18 protein-coding genes are annotated in these 24,613 nt (G+C 68.5%); all 18 read left to right on the plus strand.

The features are described from left to right. The first annotated feature begins 241 nt into the window (after positions 1-241). Entirely contained in the window at positions 242-1,300 is a 1,059-nt protein-coding gene (locus Q0654_RS07135; protein WP_298852110.1) for a pilus assembly protein PilM, read from the plus strand. Beyond that, positions 1,301-1,906 carry a PilN domain-containing protein gene (locus Q0654_RS07140; RefSeq protein ID WP_298852113.1) on the plus strand — a complete coding sequence of 202 codons (606 nt, stop codon included), beginning with the start codon at positions 1,301-1,303 and terminating at the stop codon, positions 1,904-1,906. Continuing rightward, positions 1,903-2,550, plus strand: a complete 648-nt coding sequence (gene pilO, locus Q0654_RS07145; protein ID WP_298852115.1) for a type 4a pilus biogenesis protein PilO — start codon at positions 1,903-1,905, stop codon at positions 2,548-2,550. Before Q0654_RS07140 ends, pilO begins: the two co-directional genes overlap by 4 nt. After that, positions 2,547-3,071 carry a pilus assembly protein PilP gene (locus tag Q0654_RS07150; RefSeq protein WP_343230126.1) on the plus strand — a complete coding sequence of 175 codons (525 nt, stop codon included), beginning with the start codon at positions 2,547-2,549 and terminating at the stop codon, positions 3,069-3,071. The genes pilO and Q0654_RS07150 overlap by 4 nt, the downstream gene beginning before the upstream one ends. An 87-nt stretch (positions 3,072-3,158) precedes the next feature. Continuing rightward, positions 3,159-5,363, plus strand: coding sequence for a type IV pilus secretin PilQ (pilQ, locus tag Q0654_RS07155; RefSeq protein ID WP_298852158.1), 2,205 nt, complete (start codon positions 3,159-3,161; stop codon positions 5,361-5,363). Between the two features lie 76 nt (positions 5,364-5,439). Next, on the plus strand, positions 5,440-8,439 hold the full coding sequence (locus Q0654_RS07160; RefSeq protein WP_298852117.1) for a hypothetical protein: 3,000 nt from the start codon (positions 5,440-5,442) through the stop codon (positions 8,437-8,439). Between the two features lie 301 nt (positions 8,440-8,740). Continuing rightward, entirely contained in the window at positions 8,741-9,901 is a 1,161-nt protein-coding gene (locus Q0654_RS07165) for an EAL domain-containing protein (protein WP_298852120.1), read from the plus strand. 387 nt (positions 9,902-10,288) lie between these two features. Continuing rightward, entirely contained in the window at positions 10,289-11,266 is a 978-nt protein-coding gene (locus tag Q0654_RS07170; protein WP_298852161.1) for a MoxR family ATPase, read from the plus strand. Beyond that, positions 11,263-12,210 carry a DUF58 domain-containing protein gene (locus tag Q0654_RS07175; protein ID WP_298852122.1) on the plus strand — a complete coding sequence of 316 codons (948 nt, stop codon included), beginning with the start codon at positions 11,263-11,265 and terminating at the stop codon, positions 12,208-12,210. The genes Q0654_RS07170 and Q0654_RS07175 overlap by 4 nt, the downstream gene beginning before the upstream one ends. Then, positions 12,207-12,671, plus strand: coding sequence for a DUF4381 family protein (locus tag Q0654_RS07180; protein ID WP_298852124.1), 465 nt, complete (start codon positions 12,207-12,209; stop codon positions 12,669-12,671). Before Q0654_RS07175 ends, Q0654_RS07180 begins: the two co-directional genes overlap by 4 nt. Then, entirely contained in the window at positions 12,668-13,681 is a 1,014-nt protein-coding gene (locus tag Q0654_RS07185) for a VWA domain-containing protein (RefSeq protein ID WP_298852126.1), read from the plus strand. The genes Q0654_RS07180 and Q0654_RS07185 overlap by 4 nt, the downstream gene beginning before the upstream one ends. Then, a complete protein-coding gene (locus tag Q0654_RS07190) occupies positions 13,678-15,639 on the plus strand; it encodes a VWA domain-containing protein (protein ID WP_298852128.1) in 1,962 nt (653 codons plus the stop codon). The genes Q0654_RS07185 and Q0654_RS07190 overlap by 4 nt, the downstream gene beginning before the upstream one ends. After that, entirely contained in the window at positions 15,636-17,315 is a 1,680-nt protein-coding gene (locus Q0654_RS07195; protein ID WP_298852130.1) for a BatD family protein, read from the plus strand. Before Q0654_RS07190 ends, Q0654_RS07195 begins: the two co-directional genes overlap by 4 nt. A gap of 216 nt (positions 17,316-17,531) precedes the next feature. Continuing rightward, positions 17,532-19,226: an alanine/glycine:cation symporter family protein gene (locus Q0654_RS07200; protein ID WP_298852131.1), complete on the plus strand. Its 1,695-nt coding sequence runs from the start codon at positions 17,532-17,534 to the stop codon at positions 19,224-19,226. Between the two features lie 3 nt (positions 19,227-19,229). Next, positions 19,230-20,555 (plus strand): dicarboxylate/amino acid:cation symporter, encoded by a 1,326-nt coding sequence (locus tag Q0654_RS07205; protein WP_298852132.1) that lies wholly within the window; start codon positions 19,230-19,232, stop codon positions 20,553-20,555. 4 nt (positions 20,556-20,559) lie between these two features. After that, the gene (locus Q0654_RS07210) at positions 20,560-21,120 is read left to right on the plus strand and encodes an ECF-type sigma factor (protein ID WP_298852133.1); all 561 of its coding nucleotides are present in this window, start codon (positions 20,560-20,562) and stop codon (positions 21,118-21,120) included. A 108-nt stretch (positions 21,121-21,228) separates the two neighbouring features. Further along, positions 21,229-22,839 (plus strand): FAD-binding dehydrogenase, encoded by a 1,611-nt coding sequence (locus Q0654_RS07215; protein WP_298852134.1) that lies wholly within the window; start codon positions 21,229-21,231, stop codon positions 22,837-22,839. Positions 22,840-22,877: 38 nt separating this feature from the next. Further along, positions 22,878-24,536 carry an acetolactate synthase large subunit gene (locus tag Q0654_RS07220; RefSeq protein WP_298852135.1) on the plus strand — a complete coding sequence of 553 codons (1,659 nt, stop codon included), beginning with the start codon at positions 22,878-22,880 and terminating at the stop codon, positions 24,534-24,536. Positions 24,537-24,613: the final 77 nt, after the last annotated feature.

Genomic DNA, 24,613 nt, shown 5'->3' on the forward strand with positions numbered 1-24,613 from the left:
TCCGGCAGCAAGGGAGAGGGCGCCGAGTATAGGCGCCCCGGCCTGAGCGGCAGCGCCCGCGGAGGCTGCTGAAAGCACCGGAGCACGGCCCGTGCCGTCGCCACGGAACCACGAAACCTTGACGGACATCGCGCTTGTCGCAGCCTGAACCGCGGCTATCTGTTGCCAGACTGCAAATAATCGTTATTTAATGTAGTCGTGGAGTTATTGCCTGTAAGGGCTTGTGGGAAGGGGAGAAACCGTGGGGCTGTTCGCAAACAAGAAGGTGCCCTTGATCGGCGTGGACATCAGCTCCACGGCCGTCAAGCTGCTCCAGCTGAGCCAAAGCGGCGGTCGCTATCGCGTCGAGCACTACGCGGTGGAGCCGCTTCCTCCCAATGCCGTGGTCGAAAAGAACATCGTCGAGGTCGAGGCGGTGGGCGAAGCGATCAAGCGTGCGCTCAACCGCTCCGGGTCCAAGACCCGCTTCGCGGCCGCGGCCGTGGCCGGTTCGGCGGTGATCACCAAGATCATCCCCATGCAGGCCGACCTGTCCGAAGACGAGCTGGAAGACCAGATCCAGGTCGAAGCCGGGCAGTACATCCCCTACCCGATCGAGGAAGTGAGCCTCGACTTCGAGGTGCTGGGGCCGGTCAAGGACAACCCGGAGATGGTCCAGGTCCTGCTGGCGGCCTCGCGTACCGAGAACGTCGAGGTCCGCACGGCGGCCCTCGACCTCGGTGGCCTCAACACCAAGGTCGTCGACGTCGAAGCCTTCGTGATGGAGAACGCCTTCCGCCTGATCGCCGACCAGCTTTCGGTCACGCGCGATGGCCTGGTCGCCCTGGTCGACGTCGGTGCGACCATGACCACGCTCAACGTGCTCCGCAACCAGCGCAGCATCTACACCCGCGAGCAGGTGTTCGGCGGCAAGCAGCTGACTGACGAGGTCATGCGCCGCTACGGCCTGTCCTACGAGGAGGCCGGCTTGGCCAAGCGTCAGGGCGGCCTGCCCGAGAGCTACGAGATCGAAGTGCTGGAGCCGTTCAAGGAAGCCATGGTCCAGCAGGTCAGCCGACTGCTGCAGTTCTTCTATGCCGGCAGCGAGTTCAACCGCGTCGACCAGATCGTCCTGGCTGGCGGCTGCGCATCGATTGCCGGCGTGGCCGAGATGGTCGAGGACCAGCTTGGCGTGAGCACCGTAGTGGCCAACCCGCTGGCGAACATGTCCCTGGCCTCGCGGGTCCAAGCGCAGGCCCTGGCGCAGGACGCGCCTTCGCTGATGATCGCCGCCGGGCTCGCACTCAGGAGCTTCGACTAAATGGCCAAGATCAATCTATTGCCGTGGCGCGCCGAGCGCCGCAAGCAGCGCCAGAACGAGTTCTTCGCCCTGCTGGGTTTGTGCGCCGGCCTTGCCATCGCCGTCAGTTTCGGTGCGATCCAGTACTTCGACGGCCTGATCAGCAACCAGCAGCAGAGGAACGCCTATCTGACGCGCGAGATCACGGCGCTGAAGACGAAAACCGCCGAGATCGAGATTCTGGAGAAGAAGAAGTCCGATCTGCTGGCGCGCAAGGCGGTCATCGAGCAGCTGCAGGCCAACCGCTCGCAGATGGTGCACCTGTTCGATGATCTGGTCCGGACAATCCCTGATGGCGTGCGCCTGTCTTCGGTGAAGCAGGCAGGCAACCAGTTGACTCTGGAGGGCATGACCCAGTCGAACGCCCGGGTATCGTCCTACATGCGCAACATCGAGGCGGCGGAATGGCTCACTAGCGCGGATCTTGGTGTGATCGAGATCAAGGGCGACGACAAGGCGATGCCCTACTTCTTCCGGATGAACGCCACCGCGACCAAGCCGGTTGGAGAGGGCGAGGGCGAGGGCGAGGGAGAAACAGCCGAGGGTGCGCCGGAGGTCCAGCCATGAAGAACTTTGACCTCAGCAATCTGGACTTCAACAACGCTGGTGCTTGGCCGCCGCCGGTCAAGGCGTTCTTCTGCGCCATGGTGGTGGTGCTGATCCTGTTCTTTGGCTGGTACCTGTTTGTCAGCACCCAGCAAGATCAGCTTGAGACGCTTCGTCGCGCCGAAGTCGGACTTCGCGATGACTTCGAGAAGGAGCAGGCCAAGGCGGTGAACCTGGAGCCGCTCAAGGAGCAGCTTGCGGAGATGGAAGCCATGCTCCAGCAGATGCTGCGGCAGCTGCCGTCCCGCACTGAAATGCCCGACCTGATCGTCGACATCTCGCAAACTGCGCTCGCTTCGGGTATCGCCAACGAGCTCTTCCAGCCGCAGCCGGAGATCCGCAAGGAGTTCTACGCGGAGAAGCCGATCTCGCTGCGCATGGTAGGCAGTTACCACCAGTTTGGCGACTTCGTGAGTGGCGTTGCGTCGCTGCCACGCGTGGTCATCATGACGATGCACGACATCTCGTTGAAGCCCCGCGACGAGAAGGTCGGCGCGAGCAGCGGGCTGGTGCTCGAAGGCACCGTCAAGACCTACCGCTATCTCGACGAAGAGGAGCAGGCCGAAGTGGCTGAGGCTCAGGCACAGCAGGGGGCCGCGCGATGAGCAAGATGCCGACCATCCCGCGCTTCGTTGCCCTCTTCGCCGCGACTTTTCTCCTCGCCGGCTGCGATCCCGGCATGCGCGACCTCGAGAACTACGTCGCTGATGTCAAGCAGCGCCCAGCACCGCCGCTGGAGCCGCTGCCGGTGATGAAGCAGTTCGAAACCTTCGTGTACGCGGCTCAGGACCTTCGCGATCCGTTCTCGATGCCGCAGCGGCGCGACGAGCAGAGCCGCAGCGACGGTCCGCGCCCCGACCCGAATCGCCGCAAGGAGATCCTGGAAGCCTTCCCGCTCGACGGCCTCGACATGGTCGGCCTGATCGGCGCGGGCGAGAACCAGGTGGCCCTGGTGATGGATCCGCAGCGCGTGGTCCACAGGGTCCGGGTGGGCCAGTACCTCGGGCAGAGCGACGGCCGCATCGTCGCAATCCGCGAAGACGGCCTAGAGCTCGTCGAACTCATTCCCGATGGTTCGGGTGGCTGGCTTGAACGCCCGGCGCGTCTCGCGCTCGACAACGAATAAGCAGTGGGGAATCGCATGAAGCGCACATCCAAGTCCTACACCAGCGTCCTGCGGATCCGCAGCCTGCGGCTCACGGCGCTCGCCGCCCTGCTCGGAGCGGGCAACCTCGCGCTTGCGGCGGGCAGCCTCGAGAACATCAGCTTCTCCGCCGGCCCGGGAGGGCAGGTCGACATCACCCTCAGCCTGAGTGAACCCGCGGCCGAGCTGCCGGTGTTCACCACCGATGATCCCCCGCGGATCATCGTGGACCTTCCTGATACCCGTAACGCGGTCGCCCAGCGCCGCATCCCCGTGGGCATTGGCGCGACCAGCGCGATCTCCACCGCGGAGGCTGCCGGCCGCACGCGAGTCTCGATCGACCTGTTCCGGTCGAGTGCGTACCAGACGCGCAGCGAGGGCAACAACGTCATCGTCAGCGTCGGGGCCGCCAGCACGACGGCGACCCAGGTCTCCGCCTATTCGGCCGATCCCGCCAAGCGCACGGCGAACGTGACTGAAGTCGCCAATATCGATTTCCGTCGCACGCCACAGGGCACCGGCAGGATCATCCTGACCCTGGCAGGCGAAGGCGCGGCGTCCGACATGCGTGTAGACGGACAGCGCGTGCAGGTCGATCTGGCCGGCGTGTTTCTCCCGGAGCAGATGGCCGAACGGCTCGACGTGTCCGACTTCGCCACGCCCGTGCAGTCAGTGCAGCTGAGCCGCAGCCCCGCAGGCACGCGGTTGGACATCGCGGTGAACGGTCGCTTTGAACCTTTGGCCTACCAGACCGGCAACGAGTTCGTCGTTGAGATTGATCCGGTCCAGCAGGTCGTCACAGCGGATGGTGTCGTCGCCGAAGGTGCGGAGCCCGGCTATACCGGTCGCCCGGTCACCTTCACCTTCCAGGACATCCCGGTCCGCACCTTGCTGCAGCTGATCGCCGAGGAGTCGGGCCTCAACATCGTGGCTGCCGACAGCGTCACCGGCAACATGACGCTGCGCCTGATCAATGTGCCCTGGGATCAGGCGCTCGATCTGATCCTCCGCGCCAAGTCGCTGGACAAGCGCCAGGATCGCAACGTCATCTGGGTCGCTCCGCAGGCCGAGATCGCAACCTACGAGAAGGCGATCGCCGACGCGCGCATCGAGCAGGAGCAGCGCGCCGAGCTGGTCAGCGAATACATCGCGATCAATTACGGCAGTGCCGAAGAGATCGCCAAGCTGTTGACCGAGGAGAGCAAGGGTAATCAGCAGGGGGGCGCCCAACAGCAGGCGCAGCAGGGCGGTGAGTCACGCGGCTTTCTTTCGGCTCGCGGCTCCGTGACTTTCGACAAGCGCACCAACACTCTGCTGGTGAACGACATACCGCCGAAGGTCGAGGAGATCAAGAACCTCATCGTCCTGCTGGATCGCCCGGTGGACCAGGTGCTGATCGAAGCGCGCATCGTCATCGCGAGCGAAAACTTCGCGCGCGAGCTGGGCGCCAAGTTCGGCGTCAGCGGTGCCGACCAGAGCAGCAGCGGGCGGGTGATCACGACCTCCGGCTCGCAGGCAGCGAACAATGCTCTGATCACCAGCGCCTTGAGCAATCGCTATGGGGCCCGAAACACTGCCAGCAACATCGGCGACGCGCTGACCATTGGTCCGCTGCTTGAAGGCCGTGGCCTTATTCCCCAGCGTGGTGACATCCTGCCTGCGGCGAGCCGCCTGGGTGTCAATCTGCCGGTCCAGAATGCTGCCGGTTCGATCGGCTTTGCGATCCTCAGCGCCGACTACCTGGTGGACCTGGAGCTTTCTGCGCTTCAGTCCGAAGGTCGGGGTGAACTGGTCTCCAGTCCCCGCGTGATCACCGCCAACCAGCGCGAAGCCAGCATCAAGCAGGGCGATGAGATCGGCTACATCACCACAACGGGCACGGGCGCATCGGCCCAGATCACCACGAAGTTCAAGGAGGTCGTGCTGGAACTGCTGGTGACGCCCACGATCACTCAGGACGACCGCGTCTATCTGACGCTCAAGGTCAAAAAGGATGAACTGGCTGAGTTCATTCCCAGTCCTCTGGGCAACATTCCTCTGATCTCCAAGCGAGAAATCAATACCGCGGTGCTTGTCGACAACGGGCAGACCGTGGTGATCGGTGGCGTGTACGAATTCAACAGTCGAGAAGATCTCCGCAAGGTGCCGTTCCTGGGCGACGTGCCGGTGTTGGGCAACCTGTTCCGGACCAAACGCAACGGCACCGAGAAAGCGGAGCTGCTGATCTTTGTGACGCCCAAGGTGCTGGCGGTTTCGGGACGCAGCACGCGCTGACGCCAGTTGCCCAGCTGACAGGACATCAACAATCGGGTCGGCGATGGAACGCTGCCGGCTTTTCTGGAGAGAGAAGATGAAACCAACACTTTTGCTCAAGTGCCTGCTGCTGGGCTCGGTGGCGCTGCTGACAGCCTGCGGAGGGGGCGGGGGCAGCGGAAACGACGGTACCTTCGGACCGATCTCGAGTGCCCGCATCAGCGCCAGCGCGCAGAGTGCAACCGTGCCAGCGGGTAGCAGCCTGGCTGTCAGTGTCAACGCCACGACATCCAACAACACGCCGCTCCCCGATGGCACCGTGGTCACCGCTTCGGCGAGCCCGAGCAATCTCGGCGGCATCTTCGGCGTCATCGGTGGCCAGCAGTCCTCGACCAACAGCGCCCCGACTGTGGGCGGCCGCGCGGAGTTCATCTACCTCGCGGGTAACAGCCAAGGCGCGGTCACGCTGACCTTCTCCGTCCAGCCTTCTAGTCAGCAGTCAGCGTCTGCCGCCTCGATCCCGGTGACCATCACCGCTCCGGCGCAGACCGGAAACATCACCATCGAAGCGACGCGAACGCAGCTCCCCGTGAATCTGTTTGGCGTTGGTCCCTTCCTGGGCTCGCCCTACATGAGTGAGCTCACCATCACCGCGCGTACCGCTAGCGGCCAGCCGATCTCCATTCCACGCGGTGGGTCGGGTGGTCTTGGGCTCTCGATCAACCCGGTGACCGTGGCCGCTCTGTCGACCCTTGATGATCCTGAAACGGAGGACGATCCGAGCACGCCGGTGATTGAGAACAACGAGTTCTTGACCTTGGTGGGCAGCACCCCTGTCGGTATCAACTCAGGCCGTGCCACGGCGTTCGTTCATTCGTTCAACACCACCGGTACCGCAGTCGTTACCGCGAGCATTCAGGACCCCGAAACTGGTCGTGTCCTGAGCACGACCCAAAGCATCCAGATCGTTTCCAACGCGCCGCCGCTGCCGGCAACGGTTCAGCTGCTCCCGACGTTTGCCGGTCTGTACGCGCAAGGTTCTGGTGGGCGCACCTCGGGCGTCTTCGAGGCTGAAGTGAATGATGGCATCGGCCAGCCGGTGCCGAACCCGGTCGCCGGCAACACCTCCTTCAACAACATTCGCGTGGAAGTGATCGGTGATGCCTCGACCGCCGCTGGCGAGCGCGTCAATGGCGTCAACGCAGCCGGACAGAACGTCAGCGGCGCGAGCATCGCGCTGAGGACCACTGCAGGTGGTGCCACATTCAACTTCATCTCCGGCTCGCGCATCGGTCAGTCCACCATCCGCGTCACCGCTGATCGCGCCGACAACAACGTCGACAACGGCATCAGCGATCCCGTGGTCGCCGAGCGCACGGTCGTGATCTCGGACGGCAAGCTGTTCGCGCTGCAGCTGACCAGCCCCAATGTGGAAGCCATCGAGGCAAATCGCGTCGCATCGAACGAACAAGGACTGATCGGAGGCCTCGACGGTACCTACAGCCTTACCGTCAGTGCACTTGCCACCGATCGCCAGGGCAACCCGGTGATTGCGGGCACACCCGTCGAGTTCGGCCTGATCGACGCTCCGCTGATTGGTTTCCCGACCCAGGGCTCCGGTGTGTTCGCGATTGCGGGCAACGACGGTAACCCGCAGGAAAATGGCTTCCTGTTCAGCGCTCCGGGTGGTGCATTCCAGACCGCCGGCGGCGGTGCCGGCCCGGGTGACACCCTGCTCGTGTTTGGTCAGTCCGTCCAGGGCAACCGCGACCTCGAAAGCGCGCGCACCATCGCCCAGGTCAACAGCCAGACGGCCCTTTCGACGGTCCAGCGCTTCAATCGCAACGACGACACCGGCACCAGCGTGGACAGCGGCAATGTCCTGCCCTACATCATCGGGCGCGCCCAGCACGGCAACATCATTGCAACCGGCTTCACCGATGAGAACGGTGTAGCGACAGTGCGGGTGAACTACCCGGTGTCGCGTCTTGGCCAGAGCGTGGCGATCTGGAGCCGCGGCAGCGCGACCACGACGACCGGTTCCAAGCTGGTGTCCGATATCGCGACTCTGGTGTATCCGGGTATCGCCGAGCTCAACATCATCGCCAACCCGGGCGCCATTCCCGGCAACACCACCGCCAATGTGACGGTCTGCTTGCGCGATGCCTTCGACTCGCCGATCCAGGGTGCCTTCGTCAACTTCGGTTTCAGCCTCGCCTCGGGCACTGGCACCATTGGCGGTCGCAACAGCGGTCCGCTGCCGAGCCCGACGGGCAGCAACGGCTGCGTCCTGGTTCCCGTTGTCACCAGCGGCATGACCGAGGATGGCGACAACCTGTTGACCTTCACCCTTGGCGATGCGGAACCTGCGGAAGTCGAGATCAACGTTGCGGATGATCTGATCCTGCAGGCCTTCCCGACCGCGTTCATCGGCGACGGATCGTTCACCGTCAACCTGCGCCTGATCGACGGCGCCGGCAACGGTATCTCCGGCCGCGCGATTGCCGCGCAGTGCTCCGGCGACGGCGACACCGCGGTGGTCAGCGTGTCGCAGGCGCCCACGATCACCGATGCCGGCGGCAATAGCACCGCCGTCGTAGTCGCTTCGCTGATGGATCAGCCGGGCGGCGGCGCGGAGTGGGAGTGCGAGTTCAGCCTGGCAGGCGGTGAGCCGTCGGCGACCGTGATCTTCAAGGGCCGCGACAGCTGCGCAGGCGGTGGTGGCTTCAGCCCGCCGCCGCCGGCCAATGCGTGCAATACGGGTGGCAACACGCAGAACCAGACCCTGACGCTGGTCCTCAACTCAACTCAGGCAATGGGCGGTGGCGGCAACGTTACGGGTACCGGTGGATTCACATGCAGTATCCCCGCCGGATCTGGCACTCCGCCGCAGGCAGTGACTTGTGCGCAGCCATTTCCAGCCAACACTATCGTCTCGATGACCGTAACGCCCAACGGAGCCGGGCCGACCCGACCAGTGCCTACCGTCAGTGCAGGCTGTTCTCTCTCGCCACTTAGCCCTGCCCCGGCAGCAACTTACAACGTCAACACCAGTGCCTTGAGCGGGCCGACAGCATGTAACATCACCTTCCAGTGATGTTCGACAGCTGAAACGACAAAGGGCCGCTCATGCGGCCCTTTGTTTTTGTGCCTGCGCGAGCGCGGACTGTGCCGCCGACATTTCATGCTTCGGCGTGCGCGCAGCAGCGGCCGCTCGATCAGGGTGCGCAGCACACTGGGACCAGTTGGGAAGCTTCGGTGCACCCGCGTGCGCCCACGGTCGCGAGCGGCGCTAGACTCGGCGAACGCTCGGCCACGGGCCGGGTGTTTGCGGGCTGGCGTAGCGCCTGGCGCGTTCGCTTGCCTGGCCCCGGATAGACGACTGCAGAGAGCCCACCGTGTCCCAGCACAGAATCGAACTGAAGCCCGGTGAAGTGCTGTTCCGCGAGGGCGATCCTCCCGACTGCGCCTTCCTTGTGCAGGCCGGAACGCTGCAGATCACCACCGGTCCGGAACAACGCATGCTGGCCGAAGTGCGTTCGGGGGAGTTGCTGGGCGAGATGGCGGTGATCGATCGCTCGCCGCGCACGGCCACGGCGACTGCGATCGACCACTGCGTGCTGGTGCCGATCACGCCGGAGCAGATCGCCGAACGCCTGCTCAATACCGACCCCGTGGTGCGCGCCCTGCTCGAAGGGCAGCTGCGCCGCTACCGCGCAACTCTGGCCAGCCTCCAGGGACAGGCACCTGCGGCGCCCGAGGTGATCCATGCGGGGATCGATGGGATTGGCAAGATCCGCTTGGAATCCGAACTGCGCGAAGCGCTCAGCACGGGCGGACTGGAAGTTCGTTTCCAGCCGCTGCTAGAGATCGACCGCGGTGAGATCGCTGGCTACGAAGCGCTGGTGCGTTGGCACCACGACCAGCGAGGCCAGATCTCTCCTGGCGAGTTCATCGCGCTGGCCGAAGAAACCTCGCTGATCGTGCCGGTCGGCGAGTTCGTGCTCGAGGCCAGCCTGGACGCCCTCGCCCGCATCGGTTCACCCCGCGGGCGCCTGCCCTTCATGGCGATCAACGTCTCGGCCCGCCAGCTCGTCGAGGACGCGCTGCTGCCGCGGCTGCTGGATCGCCTGCACGCGCGGGGCATCCAGCCTGCGCAGATCAAGATCGAGATCACAGAGAGCCGTCAGCTGGACTACCAGCGGGTTGCCGCGATGATGCGCAGCGCGCGGGAAGCTGGCGTGCGGGTCGCCCTCGACGACTTCGGCACCGGCTACTCGAACCTGCAGCACATGCACCTGCTGAGTTTCGACACGCTCAAGGTCGACCAGGCCTTCGCGCGCGCCATGCTCGAGGACCCGCGCGCCCGGCGCATCGTCGAGGCCATCGTCGACATGGCGCACGGTCTGGGTGCGGACGTGGTCGTGGAAGGCATCGAGCGCGAAGAGCAGCTCGGCGTGCTCCGCGAACTTGGCTGCCGCTACGCGCAGGGCTGGCTGGTGGGGCGTCCCATGGCGCTGGACGAACTCCTCGCACGTCAGGCGCGCGCCGACGCCTGAGGCTGCTGCCCCGCCGCGAAACAGATGCGAGCTGGACGCCCTCGACCGAGCAGCCACAGCAGCTGGACCTCGACGCGGCGAGGCTCGAACGCCGCAAGCGCGCCGCAAATGCGCCGCAACATCGCATTGGCGCGCTCAAGCGCAATCGATCTCGCCCGGCAGCCGGCCCCACCAATCGCACAGGCTGCTCTGCAGCATCGTCGGCATACTGGCAACGCTAGCGTCGGTGTCCGAACTGCAAGCGAGACGGCGTCGCCCCCCGAGGTCACTGTGTTGCCTGCTGAGGGTGCCACGCGGAAACCAAGCCCACGCTGGCGTTGTCCATGCCCGCCCCAAGACGGTGAACCCCCGATGCAAGCCACCGAAAACCCCACGCCTGAAGCCCGGATGGATCCACTGGCTGCCCGCTTCGCCGCCCTGCGCGACGCGCTCGCTGCCGAGGTTGTGGGCCAGCCCGAACTGGTCGAGCGGCTGCTGATCGCCCTGCTCGCCGACGGCCATCTGCTGGTGGAGGGCGCGCCGGGGCTGGCGAAGACCACGGCGATCAAGGCGCTGGCGGCACGCATCGAGGCCAACTTCCACCGAGTGCAGTTCACCCCCGACCTGCTGCCGGCCGACCTGACCGGCACCGAGGTCTACCGGCCGCAGGAAGGCCGTTTCGAGTTCCAGCCCGGTCCACTCTTCCACAACCTGCTGCTCGCCGACGAGATCAATCGCGCCCCTGCGAAGGTCCAGTCGGCCCTGCTGGAAGCCATGGGCGAACGCCAGATCACGGTAGGACGGGTCACCTATGCCCTGCCCGACCTGTTCCTGGTGATGGCCACCCAGAACCCGATCGAACAGGAGGGCACCTATCCCTTGCCCGAGGCCCAGCTCGACCGTTTCCTGATGCATGTGCGCATCGGCTATCCCCAGGCCGACACGGAAGCCGAGATCCTGCGCCTGGCGCGGACCCGCGCACTGAAGCCCGGGGGGGCGGCGCCTGCCAGCAACAGCGTGGCGCGCATCAGCGCCGATGACATCCGCGCCGCACGTCGACGCATCCTCGATCTGCACTTCGCGCCCCGGCTCGAGCGCTATCTGATCGAGCTCGTGCTGGCGACGCGGGATGCCACGCCCTACGGCGCCGAGCTGAAGAGGCAGATCGCATTCGGCGCCAGCCCGCGCGGATCGATCTCGCTGGAGCGCTGCGCGCGCGCCCACGCCTGGCTGGCCGGGCGGGATTTCGTCGCGCCGGAGGACATCCGCGCGATCGCGCTCGATGTCCTCCGGCACCGCGTACTGCTCAGCTTCGAGGCTGAAGCGGAGGGCCTCGACAGCGACTCGATCCTGCGCGCCCTGCTGGACCGCGTGCCGCTGCCTTGAGCGCGGCGCACGATACGGTGCTGGCGGTGAGCCACGCAGCCATCATTCCCGAGCTGGCCGAACTGGTCGCCCTGCGCTCGCGGGCGGCACAGCTGGCGGCCGGCGCGCGCCGACGCTCGGCGGATCGTGCTGCGGGAAGCCGCCACAGCCCTTTCCGTGGACGCGGCATGGACTACGCCGAGTCGCGCGCCTATGCGCCCGGCGACGACGTGCGCCACATCGACTGGCGTCTGACCGCCCGCACCGGCGATCTGCACACCAAGCTGTTCGCGGCGGAACGCGAGCGCACCTCGGCCATCCTGCTCGACACCGCCGCCGCGCTGCAGTTCGGCACCCGAGCGTGCTTCAAGTCGGTGCAGGCGGCCCGTCTGGGCGCATTGTTCGCCTGGTTCGCGCAGGCTGAGGGCGATCGCGTCTGTGCGGCCGCTTTCGGCCGCCGCGCCGGGCAGCTGCCTGCCGCCGGCACCCAGCGGGGCGTCCTGCGGGTGTTGAAGGCGCTCTGCGAATGGTCCCTGCCTGAACAGCCCGGCGGCGCGCCGCAGCCTATGGCGCGAGCCATCGACGCACTGGACCGCACCTTGCGTGCAGGCGCGCATGTGCTGCTGCTGCTGGATGCTTCCAGCCTCGACGACGACGCCCTGCGTGGCCTGCTGCGGCTGCGCCGGCAGCATGATGTGATCGCCGCGCTGCTGGTTGATCCGCTCGAGCGCGATGTCCTGCCGGCTGGCCGCTATCGCGTGCAGACCGCGCGCGGAGAATCCCTGCTGGAAGTGCCGGGCAGCGGTCGGCCATCGTGGCAGCAGACGCTGCGCGCGCGCCAGGACGGCGTCATCGAGCGCCTGCAGCGCGCGGGCGTCGGTGCGCGCCTGGTCAGCACGCGCGAAGACCCGGTCCCTGCGCTGCGCGATCTGCTGCGTGGCGGCCCACCGCGGGAGGGTGAATGAAGCCCGGCCCCGAACTCCGCGATATCCAGCTGCCGCCCGAACCCGGACTCTGGCCCTGGCCGCCGGGGGTGTGGGTGCTGCTGCTGGTGGCGCTTGCAGTTCTGCTGTGGCTCGGTCTGCGCGCACGTCGTGCCCTGGTCCGACGCCAACGCAATCGCCGATGGCTTGCGGCATTCGGCGCCATCGCAAGCGACAACGCCATTCCCGCGATCGAGCGCGTCGCGGCTGCGTCCGAACTGCTGCGGCGCGCCGTACGCCAGCAGGCGCCGACAGAGGCGGCATTCGAAGGTGCGGCATGGCGCGCCTATCTGCAGAGCCTCGGGCCTGCGTCCGACGCCGATCCTGGACTGGACACCCTCGTGCAGGGGCCCTGGCGCGCACAGCTCGCCGAACACGAGGCCAGGCTCGCGACCGCCTACGCCGAACGCTGTCTGCGGCGTCTGCTGGAGCGGTGGCCATGAGCGCCTGGCTGGCTGCTGTCGAATCGATCGAGCTGGCCCGACCCTGGGCGCTGTGGCTGCTGCCGCTGCCGCTGCTGGTCCTGCTGCTGCCGCCGGCCCGGCAGCGGCAGGGCACTGCCCTCAGGCTGCCCTTCGAGCTGCCACAGATGGAGGCCGGCAGTGCGCGCTCGCGGCTTGCGAGCGCGCGTCTGTTCATCGCCGTGCCGATCTGGCTGCTGGTCTGTCTGGCTGCCGCCCAGCCGCAGCGCTTGGGCGAGATCGAGGCACCGCCCAGCAGCGGCCGTGACCTCATGCTCGCCGTGGATGTCTCGGGATCCATGGCCGCCGAGGACATGCAGATCGGCGGACGCCGGGTCGATCGCCTGACCGCGGTCAAGCGTGTGCTGGGTGATTTTCTCGACCGCCGCGCCGGCGATCGCGTGGGCCTGATCCTGTTCGGCCAGAGTGCCTACCTGCTGACGCCGCTGACCTTCGATCGCGCCCACGTACGCTACCAGCTCGAAACCAGCGTGATCGGCATGGCCGGACGCGAAACCGCGATCGGCGATGCCGTGGGCCTCGGCGTCAAGCGCCTGCGCGAGCGCGGCGAGGGCGAGCGCGTGCTGATCCTGCTCACCGATGGCGTGCACAACGCCGGTGCGCTCGATCCCGAGCGGGCGACCCAGCTCGCCGTCGCCGAGAACGTGCGTGTACACACCATCGGCATGGGGGGCGACGGCGGCAGCGCCAGCGTATTCGGCCTGCAGGTCGCCACGCCCGGCGCCGAGATCGACGAGGCCAGCCTGCGGCGGATCGCCGAGAGCACTGGCGGACGCTACTTCCGCGCCCGCGACACCCGCGAGCTGGCCGGCATCTATGCCGAGCTCGATCGCCTGGAGCCGGTCGAGCAGGACGCCGAGCCGCTGCGCCCGCGTCACGAGCTGTTCCACTGGCCGCTGGCGCTCGCCCTGCTGCTCGCACTGAGCGTGCTGCTCGCAGGCAGCCTCGCCGCCGACCGGGAGCGTGCATGAGCGCGCTCGGCCTCGACGACTTCCACTTCCTGCGGCCGTTTTGGCTGCTGGCGCTGTTGGCCCTGCCGCTGCTGGTCTGGCTGCGCCATCGTGCGCACCGTGTCGGCGATCCCTGGCGGCGGGTGGTCGACGCGCCCCTGCTGGCGGCGCAGTTGGCGGGTCGCGCGCAGGGGCCACGCCTGCCCGAACTCCTCCTGGCCAGCGGCGTGGCGATCTGCGTGCTGGCGCTGGCCGGGCCGGCCTGGCGCGAGCTGCCGCAGCCCCTGCTGAAGCGCCAGGCGCCGCTGATCCTGGCCCTGGACCTGTCTGCCAACGTGCGCGCGGCCGACCTCAAGCCCGATCGCCTGAGCCGTGCGCGCCTGAAGCTCGCCGAGCTCGTGCGTCGCCGCGCCGACGGCCAGACCGCGCTCATCGCGTTTGCCGGCGAAGCCTTCACCGTGGCCCCGCTGACCGATGACGCCACCACCCTGGACGGACTGCTGGGGGCCCTCGACCCCTCGATCCTGCCGGTGCCCGGGCAACGCCCCGAGCGCGCGATCCGCATGGGCCTGCGCCTGCTGGCCGACAGCGGGGCCCAGCGCGGCGATCTGCTGCTGCTGACCGACCGCGTCGGCACGGCGGCGGTGGAGGCCGCGCGCGAGTCCGCCGCGCAGGGGCTGCGCGTCTCGGTGCTCGGCCTTGGAACCCCGGAAGGCGCGCCGGTGGCGGTGGGCGGCGGCGGCTTCATGCGCGACGAGGCCGGCAACATCCGCCTGCCGCGGCTCGACGAGGACAGCCTGCGCGCGCTGGCGCTGGCCGGGCAGGGCGGCTATGCGCGCTTCGCTGCCGACGGCAGCGATCTGCGCGCGCTGGGCTTCGACAGCACGCAGCCCACTGCCGATGCGGGCCGCGTGGAGACTGTTCGCAGCGATGCCAGCAGCCCGCTGCGCTACCAGGACGAAGGACCGCTGCTGGCCCTGCTGCTGCTGCCGCTGGCGGCGCTCGCCGCGCGCCGCGGCTGGCTGCTGGTGCTGCCTTTGCTCCTGCTGCCGCTGGCGCCGCCACGCACGGCGCAGGCGCAGCCCGCGCCAGCGCTGACTACTGCTCCAGCCGATGTCGCGGCCAATGCAGCGACCGGCGACGTCGACACATCGCCGGGCGCACTCGCGCAGTTCTGGAACGATCTCTGGGTGCGTCGAGACCGCCAGGCCTGGGACGCCCTGCAGAGCGATGCGCCCGAGCGTGCCGCGGCCCTGGCCGAGGATCCGGCCCTGCGCGGCAGCGCCGCCTATCGCGCCGGGGATCTCGAATCTGCGCTGGCCGATTTCGCCCAGGGCGACGATGCGCGCAGCCACTACAACCGCGGCAATGCACTCGCCGGGCTGCAGCGCTACGACGAGGCCCTCGCGGCCTATGACGCCGCCCTGGCCCGCGAGCCCGGGCACGCCGATGCCGCTGCCAACCGCCAGGCCGTCGAGGACTGGCTCAAGCAGCAGGAGCAGCAACAGCAGCAGGCTCGGGACGGCGAGCAGGGCAAGGACGGCGAGAAGTCGCAATCCGGCGACTCCGGGGAACCAGTGCCCGACGGCGAGCAGACGCCGGACGAGGGCAGCGAGTCGGAGTCCTCCGAAGGCACGTCGCCGCCGTCGTCCGAGGGCCCGCAGAACGATTCAACACGGGGCGAACAGGGCGGCGAGTCCGATCCGCAGGAGGCCGAAGCCGAAGGCGATGCGGCCGAGTCCGAGCAGGCACAGCAGGATTTCAACGAGGCGATGCAGCAGGCCCTGCAGGAGTCAAAAGCGCAGACCGAGCCTGATCCCCAGGGCGAGCCACCAAGCGCGGAAGCCATGGCCGAGGCGGAGAAGCGCCAGGCCCTGGAGCAGCTGATGCGTCGCGTGCCCGACGATCCCGGCGGCCTGCTGCGCCGAAAATTCCTGCTTGAGTACCAGCGCCGCCAGCGCGAGGGCGATCCGCGATGAATGTGCACCTGAAGAACCTTGTGGTCCTCCTCGCCGCCCTGCTGCTGCCGCTGGTCGCAGCGGCGCAGGGCACGCGCGCCTTTCTCGACCGCGAGCAGGTCGTGCTCGGCGAATCGGTCACCCTGAACATCGAGACCGATCAGCCTGGCAGCGGCGAGCCGGACCTGTCCACGCTGGGCAGCGATGTGCGCGTGCTCGGCAGCTCCAGCAGCACCCAGATCAGTCTCGTCAACGGCCGCCAGAGCATGCGCACCCTGTGGGGCGTGGTGCTGGAACCCCTGTCCGCGGGCGTACTCGGCATTCCGGCGCTGGAGGTGCGCGGTCAGCGCACCGAGCCACTGCGGCTGACCGTCCTGCCGGCCGCCGCACAGCCCCGCGACGGCACTGCCGACCTGCTGCTCGAAGTCGAAGTCGATCGCGAGCAGCCCTACGTCCAGCAGCAGGTGATCTACACCGTGCGCCTGCTGTATGCGGTGACCCTGCTCGACGGCCAGCTCGACGAGCCCGGCGCCGCCGGTGCCGACATCCGCCGGCTGGGCGGTGATGCCACCTACAGCCGCGAGATGGGCGGCCGCCGCTACAGCGTGGTCGAACGCCGCTACGCGCTGACGCCGCTGGCATCGGGCCCACTGGCGATTGAAGCCCCCCGCTTCCGCGGGCGCGCGCTGGCGGGCGGGCGCAGCAACCGCATGTTCGATCCCGGCACTCCGGTCGCGGCCGCTGGCGATGCGCTGCAGCTGGAGGTGCGGCCGCGACCGGCGACGGCGGGCGAGCCCTGGCTGCCCGCACAGTCCCTGGACTACCGCCTGCAGTCCAGCGCCGCCGGCACCCTGCGCGTGGGCGAGCCGGTGACGCTGTCCTTGCGGCTGTCGGCGCGCGGGCTGTCCGCGGAGCAGTTGCCCGAGCTGGTGCTGCCTGCGATCGACGGCGCCGAGGTCTATCCCGACCAGGAATCCAGCCAGACCCGCGAGGGGCCGCGCGGCATCGAAGGCGAGCGCAGCCGCAGCTTCGCGGTGGTGCCCAATCGCGCCGGCACGCTCGAACTGCCCCGACTCGTGATCCGCTGGTGGGATGTCGAAGCGGACGCGATGCGCGAAGCGGTGATCGAAGCGCAGCGCTTCGAGGTCGAGGCTGGCGCCGGCAGTGCTGCCGCCACCAGCGCAGGAGCGCCGATCACGGCCGCCCCGCAGAGCGAGCCGCGCATCGCGAACATCGTGCAGCAGGGCGTGCATCCGCTCTGGCGCATCGCAGCCCTGCTGCAGCTGCCGCTGGTGCCGCTGTTCGCCGCGCTGTGGTGGCGTGCGCGCAGGCGACGCCACGCGCCGGCGGGCACCGCCAACGCTGGTCCCGCTCCGCCACCCCAGGCCGGCCCCTCGCTGGCCGCGGCGCTGCGGCAGGGCGAGCTGGCCGACATCGCCGAAGCCCTGCGCGGCGTTGCGCGCGCGCGCGGCCTCGGCCCCGACCTGGGCGCGCTCATTCGGGCGTTGAGCGATCCCGGGCAGCGCGCTGCGGTGGAGGCACTGCAGCGAAGTCTGTATGCCGGCGCTGAGGGCGCACCGGCCCTGCAGGCGCTGCGCGCGGCGTTCGCGCGCGCGCCGGCGTTCCGCGCCGCAACGACGGCGGTTGCCGAGTCTGCTGGCCTGCCGGCGCTGTATCCGGATCGCGAGCGTCGCTGAGCGCAGCGCGCGGCCGAGCACTGCGCGTCGAGGGTCCGTGTCGATGGGCACCCGACCCCAGCGGGACCGTGATGTACCATCCGGTCTCGTTGCGTGCAGACCAAGGTCGGTCTTGCGCGGCGTCGATGCGGCGGGGAAGCCGCATCCTGGCGGTGCCCGGTGCGGCTGCGCCGAAGGCACGCTCAATCCACGCACAGTCCTCTGGGGGGACGCCCGATGATCCAACGTGTCGCGCTGGCTTTGCTGCTGGCATTTGGTCTACCTGCGCTTGCGCAGGACTCCGCGCCCGAGGGCAATCAAGGCTTCGAAACGGTACAGGCCGCCGAAGCTGCCGATGCCGCCCAGGCTGAGCCAGCACCACCGCAAGCCGCGCCGGCGCCCGCGATGTCGGCCGTGCCCGATGCGCCCGCTGCAGCGGTCGAGCCGAGCCTGGACCAACGCATCGAAGCTATGATCCGGCCGGTAGCAGACGCGGTGTCTGGACAGATTTTCAGAGCGGTACGAGTCGGCGGCACCGACGAAGCGCCGGTGATGTTCCCGCTGATCGTCGGCTGGCTGATCCTCGGCGGCCTGGTGTTCACCGTGTACCTCGGCTTCATCAACCTGCGCGGCTTCGCGCACGGCTTCCGCCTGTTGCGCGGCGACTACAGCAGCAAGCGCGACGCCGGTCCGGGTGAGGTCAGCCATTTCCAGGCCCTGACCTCCGCGGTGTCGGGCACCGTCGGCCTCGGCAACATCGCCGGCGTGGCGGTGGCGATCACCATCGGCGGCCCCGGCGCCACCTTCTGGATGGTGCTGGCCGGCCTGCTCGGCATGTCGACCAAGTTCGTCGAGTGCACCCTGGGCGTGAAGTACCGCCTGGAGAAGGCCGATGGCACGGTCTCGGGCGGCCCGATGTACTACCTCTCGCGCGGCATCGCCGAAAACTATCCGGGCATGAAGTGGTTCGGCTGGAAGCTGGCGATCATCTTCGCGATCTGCACCATGCTCGGCGCGATCGGCGCCGGCGCCATGTTCCAGGCCAACCAGGCCTATTCGCAGCTGCTCAACGTCACCGGTGGCGCCGAGGGTCCGCTGGCCGGCAACGCCCTGTGGTTCGGCCTTGCTTACGCCGCACTGGCCGGTGCCGTCGTGCTGGGCGGCATCACCCGCATCGGCAGCGTCACCGCCAAGCTGGTGCCTTCGATGGCGGTGCTGTACGTGCTCGGCTGTCTGTTCGTCATCCTCACCAATATCGGCCAGCTGCCTGGTGCGATCGGCGCGATCTTCACCGGTGCCTTCACCGGCGAAGGTGCCGTCGGCGGCATCATCGGCGCGCTGATCGTCGGCTTCCGCCGCGCGGCGTTCTCGAACGAGGCGGGCCTGGGCTCTTCGGCGATCGCCCATTCGGCGGTCAAGACCCGTGACCCGGTCACCGAGGGTTTCGTCGCCCTCTGGGAGCCCTTCATCGACACCGTGGTGATCTGCACCATGACCGCGCTGGTGATCATCATCACCGGCCAGTACCTGGTCGCGGGTGGTGGGGACGGCGTGCAGCTCACCTCGAACGCCTTCGGCAGCGTGGTCAGCTGGTTCCCCTACGTGCTGACCTTCGCGGTGCTGCTGTTCGCCTTCTCGACCACGATCACCTGGGGCTACTACGGCGCCAAGGCCGCGGCCTTCATGGCACGCGAGAACAAGGGCGTGCTCTACGGCTTCAAGATCTTCTACCTGTTCACCGCGGTGCTCGGCTGCACCCTGCAGCTGTCCAGCCTGGTCGACATCGCCGACGCCCTGCTGTTCATCATGGCGATCCCGAACCTGATCGGCGTCTACCTGCTGATGCCGGTGGTCAAGCGCGAGCTCAACGCCTACTGGGCGCGGCTCAAATCGGGTCAGCTGCGCAGCTACCGCGAACAGCCGGAGAGCTGAGCCATGGACCCTGTCCGCGGCATGTCCCTGCACACGAAGATGGCCATCGGCTTCGCGGTGGGTATCGCCGCGGGCGTGCTGGCCAACCTCACTGCCGCCGACGCCGACTGGCTCGGCGGCCTGATCCGCTACGTCACCGATCCGGTCGGCCAGGTCTTCCTGCGCCTGCTGTTCATGCTGGTGGTGCCGCTGGTGTTCTCGGCACTCGTGCTGGGCGTGGTGGAGATCGGCGACCCGCGCTCGCTCGGCCGCATCGGTGGGCGCACCCTGGTCTTCATCCTCGTCGTCACCACGATTGCGGTCAGCATCGGCCTGGTCGCGGTCAACCTGCTGCAGCCGGGCCAGGGTCTGCCACCGGACCTCGCCGACGAGCTGATCGCCGGCTCCAGCGAGCGTGTGGCCGACATCGCCAGCAAGGGCAGCGCGGTCTCGGGCATCGACCTGCTGATCAACATCGTGCCGCGCAATCCGCTCGCATCCGCGGTCAACGGCGATCTGATCGGGGTGATGTTCTTTGCGCTCATGTTCGGCATCGGCGCCACCGTGGTGGCCAGCGCCGGCACCCGCAGCTTCGTCGGCGCGGTGCAGGGCGTGTATGACATCTGCCTGAAGCTGATCGGCTGGATCATCCAGCTCGCCCCCTATGCGGTGGCGTGCCTGCTGTTCGGGATCACCGCCAAGCTGGGCTTCGACGTGCTGGTTCAGCTGGCGCGCTATGTCGGCACGGTGGTGCTGGCGCTCGCCATCCACTTCTTCGTGGTGTTTCCGCTGCTGGTGCGCGTGTTTGGCGGCATGTCGCCTCTGAAGTTCTTCAAGGGTGCGCAGCCGGCGATCCTCACTGCGTTCTCGACCAGCTCCTCCAGCGCGACCCTGCCGACCACGCTGGAATGTGCCGAGCATCGTCTTGGCGTGCCGCGTCCGGTGGCGCGCTTCGTCTGCACCCTGGGTGCCACCGCCAACATGAACGGCACCGCGCTGTTCGAGGGCATCACGGTGCTGTTCCTCGCCCAGTTCTTCGGCGTCGAACTGAGCTTCGTGCAGCAGATCAGCATCCTCGTGCTCTGCATCTTCGGCGCGATCGGTGCCGCCGGCGTGCCCGGCGGCTCGCTGCCGGTGATCGCGATGATCCTCGCGATGTTCGGCATCCCGCCCGAAGGCATCGGCCTGATCCTGGGCGTCGACCGCTTCCTCGACATGTGCCGTACCACGGTCAATGTCGGCGGCGATCTGGTCGGCTCGGTGGTGGTGGCGCGCGGCGGCCTGCTGCCGCCCGCGGAGTCGGACTACGGGGCACAGGCCGGGCCGGGCGAAGGCCGCAGCGAGGTCTGAGCCCGTGTCGGACAGCGACCTCACCGGCCTGCTGCAGGCCTGGCGCGGCGGCGACCGCGCCGCGCTCGATCGCCTGCTGCCCGAGGTCTACGGGCTGCTGAAGCGCATGGCGGCTGGCCGCGTCGGCAGCGTCGACCGCACGCCCACGCTGGAGCCCACGGCGCTGGTGCACGAGGCCGTGCTGCGCCTGCTGGGCGGCAGCCCGGACTGGCAGAACCGCAGCCATTTCCTCGCCGTGGCCGCGCTGCAGATGCGCGCGGTGCTGGTGGATCACGCCCGCGCCCGCGTCGCTGCCAAGCGCGGCGGCGGCGCGGCGCTGGTGACCCTGCGAGCCGCCGAGTTCGAAGCCGCTGGCGACGGCGTCGAGGTCGATCTGCTGGCCCTGGACCAGGCCCTGCAGCAGCTCGCCGGCACCGACGACCGCGCCGCCCGTGTCGTCGAGATGAGCTACTTCGCCGGCATGCAGCGCGAGGAGATCGCCGAGGTGCTGTCGGTCAGCCCGGCGACCATCGACCGCGACCTGCGCTTCGCCCGCGCCTTCCTCAATCGCCAGCTCGGCGGCTGAGTACGCAGCCCGCGGGCGTGCTCGCCGCGCCGCGCGAAACCTGACGCACCGCAGCAGCCGAGGGGCGACACCATCGCGTATGTTCCTCGGCTGGACAGGGGAAGGCAGATGGCGGCGAGCCTGCACTCGGACGTACTGGTGGTCGGTGGTGGCCTGGCCGGCATGGTCACGGCGCTCGAGTGTCTGCGCGGCGGTCGATCGGTGACGATCGTCGACCGCGACACGCCCGCGCGCTTCGGCGGCCTCGCGCGCTGGGCCTTCGGCGGCATGGCCCTGGTCGGCACGCCGCTGCAGGCGCGCATGAAGATCCGCGACACGTCCGAGCTCGCGCTGCGCGACTGGCTGAGCTTCGGCGAACTGGACCCCGCGGACACCTGGTCGCTGGCCTGGGCGAAGCACTACGTCGAGCGCTCGCGCGCCGAGGTTCATGATTGGCTGCTGGGCGAGGGCGTCCGCTTCCTGCCCGCGGTCAATTGGGTCGAGCGTGGCCGTCACGGCGAGGGCAATTCGGTGCCGCGCTACCACATCGTCTGGGGCACGGCGCGGCAGCTGGTGCTGTGCCTGCACGAGGCGCTGCGGCGTGCGGACCGCGGCGGTCGCCTGCGCGTGCTGCACCAGCACCGCGTCAGCGCGCTCGAATCGCGGGACGGCCGCGTCTGCGGCGCGCTCGCGATCGACGAACGCAGCGGCGCGGAGCTGCGCTTCCGCGCGGATGCCGTGGTGCTGGCGATGGGCGGCATCAATGGCAGCCACGAAGCCTGCCGCGCGCACTGGCCCAGGGACCGGCCGCTGCCGGCGACGATGCTCAACGGCGCGCATCCCTTCGCCGATGGCCGCCTGCATGGCGAAGTCGCCGAGCGCTTCGGCGGCCGCATCGTCAACGCCGGCGAGATGTGGAACTACGCTGGCGGCATCGCCCATCCCTTCCCGCATTTCGAGGGCCACGGCCTGTCGATCATTCCCTGCAAGTCGGCGCTGTGGCTGGACCACCGCGGCGAGCGCATCGGCCCCGAGCCGCTGGTCACCGGCTTCGATACCCACTGGCTGTGCCAGCGCGTGGCCGAGCAGGCCCGGCCCTGGACCTGGCAGCTGCTCAATCGCCGCATCGCGCTCCGCGAGTTCGCCATCTCCGGCGCCGAGCACAACCCGCGCATCCGCGATCGCCAGTTCCTGCGCTTCCTGATCGAGACCCTGCTCGGCAATGCGCGTCTGGTCGATCAGATGCAGCGCGAGAGCGACGATTTCCTCGTCGATGCGTCGCTGCCGGGCCTTGCCGCGAAGATGAACGCGCTGACGTGCTCACACGACATCGACGCACGGCGGCTCAAGGCCACGGTCGCGGCTTTTGACGCGCACTTCGCTGCGGGTCGAAATCCCAGCGATGACGAGCAGGTGCGGCGCATCCTGCAGGCACGCACGTGGCGTCCCGATCGCCTGCGCACCTGTGCACCCGCGCCTCTGTCTAAAGCGGGCGCGGGACCCTGGATCGCGATCCGCCTGCAGCTGATCACCCGCAAGAGCCTGGGCGGCCTGCGCACCGACCTGCAGTCGCGGGTGCTGGGGGCGGACGACGCGCCCATCCCCGGCCTCTACTGCGTCGGCGAGGCCGCCGGCTTCGGCGGTGGCGGGGCCAACGGCAAGCGCTCGCTGGAGGGTACTTTCCTGCCCGGCTGCATCCTGACGGCCCGCGCCGCGGCGCGTCATCTTGGCGACGGCTGAGCCACATCCCGACTCGAGATCCCGCACGGAGCCTACCCATGCCCAACGGCGCCCAAGCCCTGATGAAGACCCTCGCCGATGCCGGCGTCACGGTCTGCTTCACCAACCCCGGCACCAGCGAAATGCACTTCGTCGCAGCACTCGACGACGAGCCGCGCATGCGCGCCGTGCTCTGCCTGTTCGAGGGCGTGGCCACTGGCGCCGCCGACGGCTACGCGCGGATGACCGATCGCCCCGCGGCGACCCTGCTGCATCTCGGCTGCGGGCTCGGCAACGGGCTCGCCAACCTGCACAACGCCCGCAAGGGCAGGGTGCCGGTGGTGAACATCGTCGGCGACCACGCCACCTACCACATGCCGCTCGACGCGCAGCTGCAGAGCGATATCGAGACCGTGGCGCGCAACGTGTCGCCGGGCTTCGTGCGCACCTCGATGCGCACGCAAGACCTCAGCCGCGACGCGGTCGACGCGATCGCCGCCGCGTGCAGCCGGCCCGAGCAGGTCGCCACCCTGATCCTGCCGGCCGACGTCAGCTGGGGCGAGGGCGGGATTCCTTGTTCGCCGCCAGAGCGTTCCTCGCCGCCCGCGGCCGATGCGGCTGTGGTCGCGACGATTGCCGATGCGATCCGCAGCGGCGGCAAGGTCGCCCTGCTGCTGGGCCGGCACGCCCTGCGCGAGCCCGCGCTGCTGGCCGCCGCGCGCATCGCCGCGCACAGCGGGGTCAAGCTGCTGGCCGAGGTGTTCCCGACCCGGCTTGAGCGCGGTGCCGGCCTGCCGCCGGTCGAGCGCATCGCCTATCTGGCCGAGCTGGCCGGCGTGCAGCAGGCCGAGTTCCAGCATCTGGTGCTGGTCGACGCGAAAGCCCCGGTCAGTTTCTTCGCCTATCCGGGCAAGCCCAGCGAGCTGGTGCCTGCCAGCTGTCAGCTGCACACCCTGAGCACCCCGGCCGAGGACGCCGCGGCGAGTCTGCTGGCGCTGGCGGAGGCGCTGGGTGCAGACCATGCAGCGCCGGCGCTGCAGCCCGCCGCGCGCCCCGGCCGCCCGCGCGGGCGGCTCACCGCCGAGAAGGTCTGCAAGGCGGTCGGCCATCTGCTGCCCGAGCGCGCGATCGTGGTCGATGAGGCCATCACCTCCGGCCTGATGCTGCCGCTGATGACGGCGGGCGCCCCGCGCCACGACCTGATCACGCTGACCGGTGGCGCCATCGGCCAAGGCCTGCCCAACGCCATCGGCGCGGCGATCGCCTGCCCGGATCGGCCGGTGCTTGCACTGATCGGCGACGGCACCGCCATGTACACGATCCAGGCGCTGTGGACGCTGGCGCGCGAGCAGCTCGACGTCACCGTGATCATCTTCAACAACGCCAGCTACTCGGTGCTCAATGTCGAGCTGGAGCGCGTCGGCGCCGAACGCATCGGCGACAAGGCCCGCGCCCAGCTGGATCTGAAGGGCCCGCGCCTCGACTTCTGTCGGCTGGCCCAGGGCATGGGCGTGCATGGCGTGCGCGCCAGTACCGCCGAGGACTTCTGCCGCGCGCTGGAGTACGCCCTCGGCCATCCCGGCCCGCACCTGATCGAAGCGGTGGTGCCGGAAAGCCTGAGTGGCGTGAAGCGCAAGGCCCTGCCCTGGGTGCTGAAGGCCCTGCCAAAGCTGCCTGCGGCGCTGGCGCGGAGGCTGAAGAAGAAGCTGGCGCCGTAGTGATCAGTCGCGGTCAGCGCTGCGCCTGACCATGATCAAGGCGCAGTCCCCCGGTGCCGATCGACCATCGCCGCACC

This window comes from uncultured Aquimonas sp. (assembly GCF_937888285.1).
In the GTDB taxonomy this organism is placed as follows: Bacteria; Pseudomonadota; Gammaproteobacteria; order Xanthomonadales; family Xanthomonadaceae; genus Aquimonas.